Source organism: Nocardiopsis prasina DSM 43845 (assembly GCF_000341265.1).
In the GTDB taxonomy this organism is placed as follows: domain Bacteria; phylum Actinomycetota; class Actinomycetes; order Streptosporangiales; family Streptosporangiaceae; genus Nocardiopsis; species Nocardiopsis prasina.
Genome location: NZ_ANAE01000125.1, coordinates 42,676 through 56,337, shown reverse-complemented (window position 1 = coordinate 56,337; position 13,662 = coordinate 42,676). Strand labels below are relative to the sequence as shown.

Sequence of the window (13,662 nt, the reverse complement as noted above, 5' to 3'; positions counted from 1 at the left end):
TGACCGGCTCTGTCCGGCCTCCCGGTCCGCGCTCCGTCCGTTCCCGGGCATGCCGAGGGGCACGGGTCGCGTGTTCGGGCCAACCTATCCAGCGGCTCCGACAGCTGCCACCGGATTGTTTCAGCGCGGGACACATCAGAGCTATTCCGTACAACGGGAACTTCCCGGGGCGGGGCGCGCACGCGTCGGGCCCGGTACGCCGCAGGTGGCGTACCGGGCCCGACTTTTCTCACATCGGGGTGGTGCTGACGTGACTAGCGCACCGTCTCCATCTCCCGGGTCTGGTCGCCCTCGACAGGAGCGTCCTCGACCGGGGCCTGCTCCGCGGGAGCCTGCTCGGCCGGGGCCTCCTGGGCGGGAGCTTCCTGGGCGGGGGCCTCCTGGTCCGCCTCCGCGCTCACGGCGCGGCAGCTGTCGACTCCGGTGATGATGGCCCGGTAGGTCAGCCTGCCGAAGGCGCCGTCGACACCGATGCACAGGTCCCGCTGGGCGTTGCGGACGGCCCGCTCCGTGGCGGAGTTGTAGGTACCGTTGACGTTCAGGCCCGCGTTGTACTTCGCGTTGAGCAGGACCTGCACGCCGCGGACGCCGTAGCCGCGGTCGTCCCGGTGGAAGGAGTCGGCGCTGGTCGGGAACAGCTCGTTCCTGATCTTGATCCAGCTCTCCGACTCGAGGACGCCGTTGACGGTGATGCCCTCACGGCGCTCGAAGTCGCGGAGCACGCGGTCGAACTCCCGGGTGAAGGTCTCGCTCGGGTTGTCGGTGATGTACCCGAGGTGGTTCAGGAAGTACTGCGCGGCGAGGATGTCGGCGCTCGGGCCGGGGTTCTGGAGCGAGTAGTTCGGCCAGATCTGCGCGGCCTCGATCAGCTGGATGACCTCGTTCGGGGTGCGCTCGTAGTCGTCGGCCGCGGCGGTCGGTGCCATGAGCGCCATGCCGCCGAGGGCGATGGCTCCGGCGGTGGCGAGGGAGGCGATCCGGCGCACGACGCCGGTCAGGACATGCTTGGACATGATGTGCGGTTATCTTCCTGTCGTGGCTGGTAAGACGCGCTCATGCTCACACGGATCACGACTTGGTCAACGACATGACACGCTTTGATTACTGACAGCGATCGTTGACACGGTCGCGCAGGTCAAAGGCCCCGGGCTGGTCCGCCCGGGGCCTGTTCCGTGTCTCCACGGCGTGTCGTCGCAGTTCCAGCTACCGGACCGGGTACCCGGCCTCGCTCAGGCTCCGCTTGACGTCGGCGATGGTGAACTCACCGAAGTGGAAGACGGTCGCGGCCAGGACCGCGTCCGCGCCCGCCGCCACCGCCGGGACGAAGTGCTCCACCGCGCCCGCGCCGCCCGAGGCGATCAGCGGGACGTCCACCCGCGCGCGCACCGCGCGGATCAGCTCGAGGTCGAACCCCTCCCTGGTGCCGTCGGCGTCCATGGAGTTGAGCAGGATCTCACCGGCGCCCAGTTCGGCGGCGCGCTCGCACCACTCCAGGGCGTCGAGGCCCGCGCTCTCGCGTCCGCCGTGCGTGGTGACCTCGAACCCGCTCGGGGTGGGGCGGCCGCCCTCACGCACCCGGCGCACGTCGGCGGAGAGCACCAGGACCTGGCGGCCGTAGCGTTCGGCGATCTCCCCGATCAGCTCCGGACGGGCGATCGCGGCGGTGTTCACTCCGACCTTGTCGGCACCGGCACGCAGCAGCCGGTCCACGTCCTCGGTGGAGCGGACCCCTCCACCCACGGTGAGCGGGATGAACACCTGGTCGGCGGTGCGGCGGACCACGTCGAAGGTGGTCTCGCGGTTGCCGCTGGAGGCGGTGACGTCCAGGAAGGTCACTTCGTCGGCGCCCCCGGCGTCGTAGGTGCCCGCGAGTTCCACGGGGTCACCGGCGTCGCGGAGGTTCTCGAAGTTGACGCCCTTGACCACGCGCCCGGCGTCGACGTCCAGGCACGGGATGACGCGGATGGCCAGGCTCACCGATCCGCACCCCGCACCGTGGTCAGGGCGTCCTCCAGGGTGAAGGCGCCCTCGTACAGGGCGGTTCCCATGATGGCGCCCTCCACGCCCAGCGGGACCAGGGAGGAGATGGCCTCCAGGTCGGCGAGGCTGGACACGCCGCCGCTGGCGACCACCGGCTTGTCGGTGCGCTCGCACACGGTGCGCAGCAGGTCCAGGTTGGGGCCCTTGAGCGTGCCGTCCTTGTTGACGTCGGTGACCACGTAGCGGGCGCAGCCCTCGGACTCCAGGCGGTCGAGGGTCTCCAGGAGGTCGCCGCCGTCGCGGGTCCAGCCCCGGGCGGCCAGGGTGGTGCCGCGCACGTCCAGTCCGATCGCGATCCGGTCGCCGTGCTCGGCGATGATCCGGGCGCACCACTCGGGGTTCTCCAGGGCGGCGGTGCCGATGTTCACCCGGGTGCAGCCGGTGGCGAGGGCGGCGGTCAGGGTCTCGTCGTCGCGGATGCCGCCGGACATCTCCACCTTCACGTCGAGGCGGTCGACGATGTCGCGCAGCAGGTCGCGGTTGTGCCCCCGGCCGAAGGCCGCGTCCAGGTCCACGAGGTGGATCCACTCTGCCCCGGCGTCACGCCAGGCTCGGGCGGCCTCGAAGGGGTCGCCGTACTGGCCTCCGGAGCCCGCCCTTCCCTGGACGAGCTGGACGGCCTGACCGCCCGACACGTCCACGGCGGGCAGCAGTTCGAGTACGGGGGTCGACGGGGTGTGTTCGCCGGTCATGGTGCCTTCTCGTGCTCGGTTCGGTTCGGGGTCATGCGGGTTGCACTGGGCAGGGGAGGGTGTTCTGTTCGGCGCCGGAGAGTCCGGGTTTCAGCAGACACAGTGCAGGACGAGTCAAGCCGCCAACGAGGAACGAGCCGGGCTTGGACGACGATGCCGTGTTGCCTTGACCCGCATCTCTCCGCGAAGGCGCCGTACCCGGGCCAGAGCGAAGCGGAGGCCCAAGGTGGCACAGCGGTGGTCACAGGCTGCCGACCCAGTTGGCCAGGACGCGGGCGCCCGCGTCACCGGACTTCTCCGGGTGGAACTGGGTGGCGCTGAGCGGGCCGTTCTCCACGGCGGCCACGAACGGCTCGCCGTGCTCGGACCAGGTGACCTGGGGGCCGCGGAAGCGGTCGCTGTGGCTGACGAACTCCCAGCGGCGGACCGCGTAGGAGTGCACGAAGTAGAAGCGCTCCTCGGGGCCCACACCGGCGAACAGGCGCGAGTCCTCGGGCGGGGTGACGGTGTTCCAGCCCATGTGGGGGATCACCGGAGCCCTGAGGCGTTCGACCGTGCCCGGCCACTCGCCGCAACCCTCGGTGGCGCGGTCCTCGGCGTGGACGTCGGCCTGTTCCACGCCACGCTCGAAGAGGACCTGCATGCCCACGCAGATCCCCAGGACGGGGCGGCCCCCGGCCACACGGCGACCGATGATCCGGTCACCGCCGGCGGCTCTGAGGCTGGCCATGCAGGCGCTGAAGGCGCCCACACCGGGGACGACGAGCCCGTCGGCGTCCAGCGCCGTGTGCGGGTCGGAGGTGACCGTGACGTCGGCGCCGGTGCGCTCCATGGCGCGTTGGGCCGAGCGGAGGTTGCCCGACCCGTAGTCGAAGACGACCACACGTGACATTCGAGTGCGTGCCCTTCAATTGGTGAGGTGAGCGGCCCTGGAGCGGGCGGACTAGAGGTAGCCGAGCCGCAGCACGCCGGAGACCACGGCGAGCGCGACGCATCCGGCCAGGGCCCCGGCGATGAGGCGGTTCCTCCCCCACAGGGCGTAGACGCCGCCCGCGAGGAATCCGCCCAGGACCAGCAGGAACAGGCCCCAGAGGTCGGTGTCCATCTACAGGACGCCCTTGGTGGAGGGCACCCAGTCCACGCGCGGGTCGTTCTCGGTGGCCTGGCGCAGCGCGCGGGCGAACGCCTTGAACTGCGCCTCCACGATGTGGTGGGCGTTGCGGCCGTAGGGCACGTGGACGTGCAGGGCCACACGGGCCTGGGCGACGAACGACTCGAAGATGTGGCGGGTCATGGTCGTGTCGTAGTCGCGGCCGATGATCGGTGCCATGCCCTCGGGCTCGGTGTGCACGAGGTAGGGGCGGCCGGACACGTCGACGGTGACCTCGGCCAGGGCCTCGTCGAGGGGCACCTTGGCGTCGGCGAAGCGGCGGATGCCCGCACGGTCGCCGAGTGCCTCGCGGAAGGCCGCGCCCAGGGCGAGGGCGGTGTCCTCCATGGTGTGGTGAGAGTCGATGTGCAGGTCGCCCTCGGTGCGCACGGTGATGTCGAAGAGCCCGTGCTTGGCGAGCTGGTCGAGCATGTGGTCGAAGAAGCCGACTCCGGTGGAGACGTCGGCGACGCCCGTGCCGTCCAGGTCGACCTCGACCATGACCTTGGTTTCCTTGGTTGCGCGTTCGACGCGCCCGATGCGGCTCATGGTCCCTGATCCTTGGTGGTGCTGTCGTGGTGGAACGTGCTGTGGTGTCGGGCGGGGCCCGACGCGGCTACCGGCCGGTGGCCTTCAGGAGGGCCGCGCGGAACGCCGCCATCTCCTCGGTGGTGCCGACGGTGACGCGCAGCCAGCCGTCGGGGCCGGTCTCACGGATGAGGACGTCCTGCTCGAGCAGGTCCCGCCAGACCCGGCCGCGGTCCTCGAACTCACCGAACAGGACGAAGTTGGCGTCGGAGTCGGCGACGGAGAAGCCCTGTTCCCGCAGCCAGGTGACGATGGCGTCGCGTTCGGCGCGCAGGTCGGCGACGGCGCCGAGGAGCTCCTCGGCGTGTTCCAGGGCGGTGACGGCCACCGTCTGGGTGATCGCGGACAGGTGGTACGGGAGACGGACCAGTTGGAGGGCGTCCACCACGGCGGGGTGCGCGGCGAGGTAGCCCACCCGCGCCCCGGCCAGGGCGAAGGCCTTGGACATGGTGCGCGAGACGATCAGCCTGGCGTGCTCCGGCAGCAGGGCCAGGGCGCTGGGCGTGCCCTCGCGACGGAACTCGGCGTAGGCCTCGTCGACGACCACGACACCGGGGGCGGCCAGGGCGACACGCTCGATGTCGGCGATCCCGAGGGCGGTGCCGGTCGGGTTGTTCGGCGAGGTGAGGAAGACGACGCTGGGCCGGTGTTCGGCGATGGCGGCCAGGGCCGCGCCCACGTCGATCCGGAAGTCGGCGTCGCGCGGGACCGGCACCCAGTTCGTCCCGGTCCCCCGGGAGATGATCGGGTGCATGGAGTAGGAGGGCTCGAAGCCCATCGCCGTGCGACCCGGACCGCCGAAGGCCTGGAGCAGCTGCTGGAGGATCTCGTTGGAGCCGTTGGCCGCCCAGACGTTGGCCGCGGTCAGGTCGTGGCCCAGGTAGGCGGCCAGGCCCTCGCGCAGGCGGACCGCGTCCCGGTCGGGATACCGGTTGAGTCCCAGGGCGGTGTCCGCCACCGCCTCGGCCAGGGCCTTCGCCAGACGCGGCGAGGGGGCGTGGGGGTTCTCGTTGGTGTTGAGGACCACCGGCACGTCCATCTGCGGTGCGCCATAAGGCGAGCGGCCGCGCAGATCGTCGCGCAGCGGCAGGTCGTTCAGGGTGAAGCTCACTGGTTTCACACTCGTGGTCGGTTGTGGCGGGACGGTCCACCGGGGCCGCGGTGACCACCGTGGTCACACGGGTCCCCGTGGCCGATCGCCCCGCCGGGGCGGGCGTCTGACGGCCTCCGGTTCGCTTCGGCCGGTTTTCGGGCGCCGCCGGGGGCGGTCACCCCCGGCACCTCCCCGGAACTGCTGGAACGCCCCCGGGTCAGGGGGTGTTCCCCTCCTCGGCGCGGTCCGCGCGCGCGGCGACGGCCTCGCCGTGCGCGGGCAGGTCCTCGGCCTGGGACAGGGTGATGACGTGATGGGCGACGTCGGCCAGCGCGTCACGGTCGTACTCCACGACGTGCACCCCGCGCAGGAAGGTCTGCACGCTCAGGCCGCCGGAGTGGCAGGCGCAGCCGCCGGTGGGCAGCACGTGGTTGGAACCCGCGGCGTAGTCGCCGAGGGAGACCGGGGAGTGGTCGCCGACGAAGATCGCTCCGGCGTTGCGCACGCGCGCGGCCCGGGCGGGAGCGTCCGCGGTCATGATCTCCAGGTGTTCGGCCGCGTAGGCGTCGACGACGGCCAGACCCTGTTCGAGGTCGTCGACCAGGACGATGCCGGACTGCGGACCGGCCAGGGCCTCGCGGACGCGGTCGCTGTGCTTGGTGGCGGCGACACGCGCGGCGAGGCGCTCGGTGACCGCCTCCGCCAGGGCCTCGTCCGGGGTGACCAGGACGGAGGCGGCGACGACGTCGTGTTCGGCCTGGCTGATGAGGTCGGCCGCGACGTAGTCGGGGTTGGCGGTGGAGTCGGCGAGGATCGCGATCTCGGTGGGTCCGGCCTCGGCGTCGATCCCGATGACGCCCTTGAGGAGCCGCTTGGCCGCGGCGACCCAGATGTTGCCGGGGCCGGTGACCATGTCGACGCGCTCGCAGTCCTCGGTGCCGTAGGCGAACATCGCCACGGCCTGCGCGCCGCCGACCGCGTACACCTCGTCGACGCCGAGCAGGGCGCAGGCGGCGAGGATGGTCGGGTGCGGCAGTCCGCCGAAGTCCTTCTGGGGCGGCGAGGTCACCGCGAGGGAGGACACGCCCGCTTCCTGGGCGGGGACGACGTTCATGATGACGCTGGACGGGTAGACGGCGCGGCCGCCCGGCACGTAGAGGCCGACGCGGTTGACCGGGATCCACTTCTCGGTGACGGTGCCGCCGGGGACGACCTGGGTGGTGTGGTCCCGGCGGCGCTGCGCGTGGTGGACCTTGCGGGCGCGCCGGATGGACTCCTCCAGCGCGGCGCGCACGGCCGGGTCGAGTTCGGCGAGAGCGGTGTCGATGGCGTCCTTGGGGACGCGGACGTCGGTGAGCCGCACGCCGTCGAAGCGTTCGGTGAGTTCGACCAGGGCCTCGGTTCCGCGATGGCGGACGTCCTCGCAGAGCGGTCGGACGCGTTCGGTGGCGTCCGCCACATCGATTTCGGCGCGCGGAAGGGCGTCGCGCGGGTCGTCTGAGGAGCCTCGGAGGTCGATTCGACTGATCACGGTCCCAGTCTAGGGGGCTCGGCCCAATCCCCGTGTGGTGGTGTCCGGATGATGGACACCACACCCACTCGACACCCGCGCGACCGGCGCGAACCCCGCTTCGCGGCTCCGACCCCGCCACTCCCCCAATCGCGCGCAATAAGCGTCGCCTAACTTTGGGACACCTAACCTAATATGACGAAAGAAAGGCTAGCCTTATTCATTACGACACCACTCGGAGGGGTTTCGTAAAACGCATTTGAATGCGTTATCGTAGTGACATGACTTCGAACAAGACCGGCGATAGCAACCATTCCAAGTTCCACCGTCTCCTCGTCGACCAGGTGCGGCACGAGTTCACCGCCTCGCACCAGTACGTGGCGATCGCCGCCTGGTTCGACGACCAGGACCTGCCCCAGTTGGCCAGGGTCTTCTACGAGCAGTCCCTCGAGGAGCGCGACCACGCGATGATGATCGTGCGGTATCTGCTCGACAACGACGTCACCTTCGCCCTTCCGGGCGTGGACGAGATCGAGACCGATTTCGCCGTACCCCGCGACCTGGTCGCCCTCGCGCTGCGCCAGGAGCGCGAGGTGACCGACAACTTCCAGCGCCTGGCCAAGGTGGCCCGCGACGAGGAGGACTACACCGGAGAGCAGTTCCTCCAGTGGTTCATCCAGGAGCAGGTGGAGGAGGTCGCGACGATGTCGACCCTCCTGAACGTCGTGGACCGCGCCAACGGCAACCTGTTCGACGTGGAGACCTTCGTCGCCCGCGACATGCCGAGCGAGGACAACGGCAGCCAGGGCGCGCCGGGCACCGCCGGACCCTCGGTGTCCTGACCGGTCGCGCCTCGCCGCGCACCGTCTGACCACATGCCCCGCCCGGCCGGCTCCGGGCGGGGCGCCCGCGTCCGCGCCTCCGCGGAGGCATACTGGGACCATGCCAGAGGCACTGCCGATCTTCCCGCTGAACACCGTGCTGTTCCCCGGTATGACGATCCCCCTCCACGTGTTCGAGCAGAGGTACCGTCGGCTGGTCTCGGAGCTGCTCGGCCCGACCCTCGCCGGGGGTGAGACGGGCGGCCGTGATCGCGGACCCGCCCGGTTCGGGGTCGTGTGGATCGAGCTGGGGAACGAGGTGGCCAGCGAGTCCGGGCAGGGCTCGGGGGGCGCGGACACCGGAGTGCCCATCACCGCGGGGCCGGGCGCCCGGCCCTCCCTTCCGCTCGTGAGCGCGACCGGGTGCACCGCCCTGGTACGCGACGTGCGCACCTACGAGGACGGCAGGTACGACCTGGTCATCGAGGGCGGCACGCGGTTCACCATCACCGACCTGTCCGAGGCCGACCCCTCCTCCGTGGACGACTACTCGGCGGCGTCGGTGTCCCTGCTGCCCGAGGCGCTGGGCCCCGACGTCGAGGAACACGCCGACCGGGTACGGGACCTGTACGAGGTGTACCAGCGGCGGCTGTCGGAGATCGGGATGGCGTCGGAGTCCTCGGGTGACCTGCCCCGCGACCCGATCGCGCTGTCGTACTCCGTGGCGATGTCGGTGGTGCTCGACTCGGCGGAGAAGCAGCGCCTGTTGGAGGCCGAGAACACGGCGACCCGCCTGGCCGTGGCCGCACGGTTCCTGCGCAGGGAGAACCGGATCGTGGCCGCCCCCGACCTGCCCAACCTGCCCGCCGGCCCCTTCCTCGACAACGGGATCTCCTTCAACTAGGAGGTCCTCGGGACGCCACACCGGGACGGGACACCCCCTCACCTGGCGCGCCGTTCCGCGTACGGAGGAGTAGCCTGCCCTGAGGTCGGTAGTACGAAGTGGAAGGCCCAGGTGACCCATGAGTGGAAAAGCCACGCCCGCGACCGTGGCCGCCAGCAGGACCAAGACCACCTACACGCTGCACCCCTATGAGGCTGACGGGGGTGACGGCCACTCCTACGGCTCGGACGCCGCCGACGCGATCGGGGTGCCCCACGAGCACGTGTTCAAGACGCTGGTGGCCGAGGTGGACGGAGAGTTCACCGTGGGAGTGGTTCCGGTGAGCACCTCGCTGGACCTCAAGGCTCTGGCGGCGGCGGTCGGGGGCAAGCGGGCGACCATGGCCGACCCGGCCCGGACCGAGAAGATCACCGGGTACGTGCGCGGCGGCATCAGTCCGCTGGGGCAGCGCAAGCGGTTGCGGACGGTGATCGACTCCTCGGTGACCGGGCTGCGTTCGGTCTACGTCTCCGCCGGGCGGCGCGGCCTCCAGATGGAGCTGACCCCCAAGGACCTGATCGCCCTGACCGAGGCGGCCGTCGCACCCATCGGGACCGACTGAACGCCCTCCCGCCGGGAGGGGGCGCGGGCCGCGCGGCCGAGGTCCGATGGTCCCCCTCCGGACCCGAACCCGCTGGGTCACAGGGGTCCGTGGACCCGCACACATTCGCCCACGGAGTGTTGCCCACCCCCCTACCCGGGGGTAGCTTTGTGACATGGGCAACACTTCATCCCCCTATCGGTCCGTTCCCGACATGTTCGCCTCCCGCGTCGCCGAGTCCGGTGACCGGGAAGCGTTCACCTATCCGGTCCCCTCCCCCACCGGCGGCAGCGAGACGTGGGAGTCACTGACCTGGAACCAGACCCGTGACCGCGTCCGCGCCTTGGCGCTGGGCCTGCACTCCCTGGGCGTGACCTCCCAGGCCCGCTGCGCGATCGCGTCGAGCACCCGCGTGGAGTGGGTCCTCGCCGACCTCGCGATCCTGTGCGCGGGCGGCGCCTCCACCACCATCTACCCCACCTCCGGACCGCCCGACTGCGCGTACATCGTGTCCGACTCCGGCAGCATGGTCGCCTTCGCGGAGAACGACGAGCAGGTCGCCAAGCTGGTGGAGCAGCGCGGGGCCATGCCCGGGCTGTCCCGGGTCATCGCGTTCGAGGGAGCGGCCGGTGGCGACGACGCCTGGGTCATGGGCCTGGCAGAACTGGAGGCCGTCGGGGCCCGGCTGCACGAAGAGCGGCCCGAACTCTTCGACGAACTGGTCTCCTCGGTGCGCGCCGACCACCTGGCGACGCTGATCTACACCTCCGGCACCACCGGTCGCCCCAAGGGGGTGCGTCTGGACCACGCCAACTGGCTCTACGAGGCCGAGGCCCTGCGGGTGATGGGCGACGAGATGCGCGCCCAGGGCTGGGAGATGCTCGACGCCGACGACGTCCAGTCCCTGTGGCTGCCGCTCGCCCACAGTTTCGGCAAGGTCATGCAGGTCGCCCAGCTGCGCCTGGGCTTCACGACCGCCGTCGACGGTCGCGTGGACCGGATCGTCGACAACCTCGCGCTGGTGCGGCCCACCTTCATGGCCGCGGCCCCGCGCATCTTCGAGAAGGTGTTCAACCGGGTCGTCATGCAGGCCAAGGAGGGCGGGGCGGCCAGGTACCGGATCTTCAAGTGGGCGGTGGGCGTGGGCGACCAGGTGGCCCGGTCGAAGGAGGAGGGCCGGGAGCCCGGGGGCCTGCTCGCCGCCCAGTACAGGGTGGCCGACCGCCTGGTCTTCGACAAGCTGCGCGCCCGGTTCGGTGACCGGCTGAAGTTCTTCGTGTCCGGCAGCGCGCCCCTGGCCCCCGAGATCGGGCGGTTCTTCTACGGCGCGGGGATCACCATCCTGGAGGGCTACGGCCTGACCGAGACCTCGGCGGGAGCCTTCCTCAACCGGCCCGGCGACGTGCGGTTCGGCTCGGTCGGGCTGCCCCTGCCCGGGACCGAGGTGCGGATCGCCGAGGACGGCGAGGTGCTGCTGCGCGGCGGCAGCGTGATGCGCGGGTACCACAACCTGTCCGGCGCCACCGAGGAGGTCCTCGACGAGGACGGCTGGTTCGCCACCGGGGACATCGGCGCCCTGGAGAACGGCCGCCTGCGGATCACCGACCGCAAGAAGGAACTGATCAAGACCGCGGGCGGCAAGTACGTGGCTCCGCAGAGCATCGAGAGCCGGTTCAAGTCACTGTGCCCCTACGTGGGCAACCTGGTGGTGCACGGCGACCGCCGTCCCTACTGCGTGGCGCTCGTGACCCTGGACGCCGAGGCGATCGAGGTCTGGGCGGAGGCCAACGGCCTGGGCGCGCTGAACTACCTCGGCCTGACCCGGGAGCCCCGGGTCCGCGCGATGGTCCAGGAGGCCATCGACGAGCTCAACCGCGGCCTGCCGCGGCACGAGTCCATCAAGGACTTCGCCATCCTCCCGAACGAGCTCACGGTGGAACAGGGCGAGATCACGCCGAGCCTGAAGATGCGCCGCAGGGCGGTCGAGGAGCGGTACCGGGACCTGCTCGAAGGCATGTACGAGGGCTCCGTCCAGAAGCTGTGAGCGGGGCCCCGGGCCCGAGGGACACCGTCAGCCGCTACCGGGGCCCGGCCCGCCCGGCCGGGGGTCGCCGGTCTGGGGGAGCGCGCCCTCCGGCAGGGGTGCGGCCCGGACCGGTTCGGGAACGCCGGGCTGGTCGCCGCGCATCAGGCTGAAGGCGTCCAGCAGCCCGTACTGGAGGACGTGCACGAAGGGCCACACGACCAGGAAGGCGACGGCCTGGAGCTGGAGGGCGGCGACGACGGTGCCGCCGGGGTCGGTGGCCAGCATGGTCTCCCGGGCCGGGGCGTCCAGGGCGGTCCCGATCCGCCACACCAGCAGGGACGCCGCGGCCGCGCCGAGCGAACCGGAGATCAGCCCGACCAGCCGCAGGTCCTGGAACCTGCGCCGAGCCAGCGCGAACTGGACCATGTAGGTGGCGTAGCCGGTGAGGAGCCCGGCCACCGCGGTGATGACGACGAAGTAGCCCTCACCCGCGAAGACCACCTCGGACGCGCCCGTGAAGACACCGCCGTCCGGTAGGACCACCACCTCGGGCCGCGGGGCGAGCCACCACCACAACGGCGCGAGGAGCGCGCCCAGCAGGGCCACCGCCCCGAGGAGGCCCACGCCCACGACCAAGCCGCGCACCGGACCCCTACAGCTCTGTTCCGCCATCACCCGCTCCTCATCGTCGCCACCCGGGCCCGCCGAAAACCTGTGGATACCGGACATGGCCCGAAGGAGAATACCGCCATGAGCGACAAGAGCAGTCTCCAGAACCTCCCCGAGCGTGTCGATGCTCCCACAGCCGCCGACGAACGCACGATGCTCCTGGCCTCGCTGGACTGGCACCGGGCGACGGTGCACCGCAAGTGCGCGGGCCTGGCCGCCGGCCTCTCCTCGTCCGCGCCGGTCCCGGGGTCGCCCATGACCACCATCGGCGGGATCGTCTCGCACCTGCGCTGGGTGGAGGCGTTCTGGTTCGACGTCGTGATGCTCAACCAGCCCGACGTGGCCCCGTACTCGACCGAGGATCCGGACGGCGAGTTCAGGGTCGGGGTCGAGCGGCCCCTGGACGAGCTCCTCTCCGAGTACGCCGCCCAATGCGAGCGCTCCCGGGAGATCACCTCCCATCTGGAGCTCGGCAACTCCGCCCGACGGGTGCTCAGGGACCGTGAACGGGTGACCCTGCGCTGGGTGGTCCTCCACATGATCGAGGAGACCGCCCGGCACAACGGGCACCTGGACATCCTCCGGGAGCTGGCCGACGGCGCCACCGGCGAGTAGGCACCGCGACGATTCGGGCCCGGGACGGTGTACACCGTCCCGGGCCCGAATGTCGCGCGGCTCAGTCCTGGTCGTCCGTGGTGTCGGCGTCCTCGGTGACACCGCCGTCATCGTCGGCGAGGATCAGGTAGAGCCCCCGCTTGGTGTCGGCCAGCAGACGCTTGGCCCGTTCCAGCTGCTCCGGGGTCCCGGCCTGGGCGACCTGGGACGCGGCGGCCGAGAGCTGGTACGCCAGGGTGCTGATCTCCTCGTAGCGGGACCTGGCGTCGGCGTACGCGTCGGCCCCCGCCTCCCAGGGCGGGGTGAGGTCGGCGCCGTTCTCCTCCAGGTAGGCGACGCCCTCGTCAGTGAGCTGGTAGGGACGGCGGCGCCCCTCCCCCTCGACCTGCGCGACCAGGCCCTCATCCTCCAGCTGCTGGAGCATGGGGTAGACCGAGCCGGGGCTGGGCCGCCAGACCCCGCCGCTGCGTTCGCGACCCTCGCGGATGATCTCGTAGCCGCTGCGCGTCTCCTCAGCCAGGAGCATGAGGATCCCGGTGCGGACGTCGCCGCGCCGTGCTCGGGTGCCGCCTCGCCGGTGTCCGTGCCCGCCCCCGAAGGGGAATCCGGGCCCGAACGGCCCACCGGGGCCGCCGGGGCCACCGAAGGGACCGCCGGGGCCACCGAAGGGGCCGCCGGGGACGGCGCCTCCGCCCCACGAAGGGTGCGGCGGCCGGGGCGGTTCCGGCGGCGGGGACCCGAACCCGTCCCGTCGCGGGCCGTGGTGTTCGTCGTGCCCGTCTCGCGGGTCGTGGTGTGCGCGGGGGGTGTCCGTGGGGCGCCAGGCCCAGGGAAGTCGGGGACGCTCGGAGTGTCGTCCGCCCCAGGGCCAGGGGCCGGGAAGTGCCATCGCGGTCATGTCGTTCTCCCTGCTGTCGAGTGATCTTGATCGTTCACGACTGTCATTCCGTGATTCGATAACTCAAAGATATATC

At 71.1% G+C, this 13,662-nt stretch carries 15 protein-coding genes; 5 read left to right on the top strand and 10 right to left on the bottom strand.

Annotated features, from left to right (window positions below):
* Positions 1 to 254: 254 nt before the first annotated feature.
* The 8 genes from D452_RS0112755 to hisD all read right to left on the bottom strand — a co-directional run bounded on the left by D452_RS0112755 (position 255) and on the right by hisD (position 7,094).
* On the bottom strand, positions 255 to 1,013 hold the full coding sequence (locus tag D452_RS0112755) for a peptidoglycan-binding domain-containing protein (protein ID WP_020379988.1): 759 nt from the start codon (positions 1,011 to 1,013) through the stop codon (positions 255 to 257).
* A gap of 190 nt (positions 1,014 to 1,203) precedes the next feature.
* On the bottom strand, positions 1,204 to 1,977 hold the full coding sequence (gene hisF / locus D452_RS0112750) for an imidazole glycerol phosphate synthase subunit HisF (protein WP_017544537.1): 774 nt from the start codon (positions 1,975 to 1,977) through the stop codon (positions 1,204 to 1,206).
* Entirely contained in the window at positions 1,974 to 2,732 is a 759-nt protein-coding gene (gene priA, locus D452_RS0112745) for a bifunctional 1-(5-phosphoribosyl)-5-((5-phosphoribosylamino)methylideneamino)imidazole-4-carboxamide isomerase/phosphoribosylanthranilate isomerase PriA (protein WP_017544536.1), read from the bottom strand. Before priA ends, hisF begins: the two co-directional genes overlap by 4 nt.
* Before the next feature lie 241 nt (positions 2,733 to 2,973).
* Positions 2,974 to 3,624: an imidazole glycerol phosphate synthase subunit HisH gene (gene hisH / locus D452_RS0112740; protein WP_017544535.1), complete on the bottom strand. Its 651-nt coding sequence runs from the start codon at positions 3,622 to 3,624 to the stop codon at positions 2,974 to 2,976.
* Positions 3,625 to 3,675: 51 nt separating this feature from the next.
* Positions 3,676 to 3,837 carry a hypothetical protein gene (locus D452_RS30875; protein ID WP_017544534.1) on the bottom strand — a complete coding sequence of 54 codons (162 nt, stop codon included), beginning with the start codon at positions 3,835 to 3,837 and terminating at the stop codon, positions 3,676 to 3,678.
* Entirely contained in the window at positions 3,838 to 4,431 is a 594-nt protein-coding gene (gene hisB, locus D452_RS0112730; protein ID WP_017544533.1) for an imidazoleglycerol-phosphate dehydratase HisB, read from the bottom strand.
* A 67-nt stretch (positions 4,432 to 4,498) separates the two neighbouring features.
* Positions 4,499 to 5,581, bottom strand: a complete 1,083-nt coding sequence (locus tag D452_RS0112725; protein ID WP_017544532.1) for a histidinol-phosphate transaminase — start codon at positions 5,579 to 5,581, stop codon at positions 4,499 to 4,501.
* A gap of 199 nt (positions 5,582 to 5,780) precedes the next feature.
* On the bottom strand, positions 5,781 to 7,094 hold the full coding sequence (hisD, locus tag D452_RS0112720) for a histidinol dehydrogenase (RefSeq protein WP_026129247.1): 1,314 nt from the start codon (positions 7,092 to 7,094) through the stop codon (positions 5,781 to 5,783).
* Positions 7,095 to 7,354: 260 nt separating this feature from the next.
* Between hisD and D452_RS0112715 the strand changes: the two genes are divergently transcribed.
* The 4 genes from D452_RS0112715 (at position 7,355) to D452_RS0112700 (ending at position 11,422) form a co-directional block, all read left to right on the top strand.
* Complete coding sequence (locus tag D452_RS0112715) at positions 7,355 to 7,915, top strand: ferritin (RefSeq protein ID WP_017544530.1); 561 nt, start codon at positions 7,355 to 7,357, stop codon at positions 7,913 to 7,915.
* 100 nt (positions 7,916 to 8,015) lie between these two features.
* A complete protein-coding gene (locus D452_RS0112710) occupies positions 8,016 to 8,798 on the top strand; it encodes an LON peptidase substrate-binding domain-containing protein (RefSeq protein WP_017544529.1) in 783 nt (260 codons plus the stop codon).
* 118 nt (positions 8,799 to 8,916) lie between these two features.
* Positions 8,917 to 9,399: a Cys-tRNA(Pro) deacylase gene (gene ybaK / locus D452_RS0112705; RefSeq protein WP_152498582.1), complete on the top strand. Its 483-nt coding sequence runs from the start codon at positions 8,917 to 8,919 to the stop codon at positions 9,397 to 9,399.
* A 154-nt stretch (positions 9,400 to 9,553) separates the two neighbouring features.
* Entirely contained in the window at positions 9,554 to 11,422 is a 1,869-nt protein-coding gene (locus D452_RS0112700) for an AMP-dependent synthetase/ligase (protein WP_026129246.1), read from the top strand.
* A gap of 27 nt (positions 11,423 to 11,449) precedes the next feature.
* On the opposite strand, the gene D452_RS0112695 is transcribed toward D452_RS0112700, so the two are convergent.
* Complete coding sequence (locus D452_RS0112695; protein ID WP_026129245.1) at positions 11,450 to 12,076, bottom strand: hypothetical protein; 627 nt, start codon at positions 12,074 to 12,076, stop codon at positions 11,450 to 11,452.
* Between the two features lie 78 nt (positions 12,077 to 12,154).
* Between D452_RS0112695 and D452_RS0112690 the strand changes: the two genes are divergently transcribed.
* On the top strand, positions 12,155 to 12,688 hold the full coding sequence (locus tag D452_RS0112690; protein ID WP_017544525.1) for a DinB family protein: 534 nt from the start codon (positions 12,155 to 12,157) through the stop codon (positions 12,686 to 12,688).
* Between the two features lie 61 nt (positions 12,689 to 12,749).
* Here the strand turns inward: D452_RS0112690 and D452_RS0112685 are convergent, their stop codons facing one another.
* A complete protein-coding gene (locus D452_RS0112685; protein WP_026129244.1) occupies positions 12,750 to 13,586 on the bottom strand; it encodes a PadR family transcriptional regulator in 837 nt (278 codons plus the stop codon).
* Between the last annotated feature and the right edge of the window lie 76 nt (positions 13,587 to 13,662).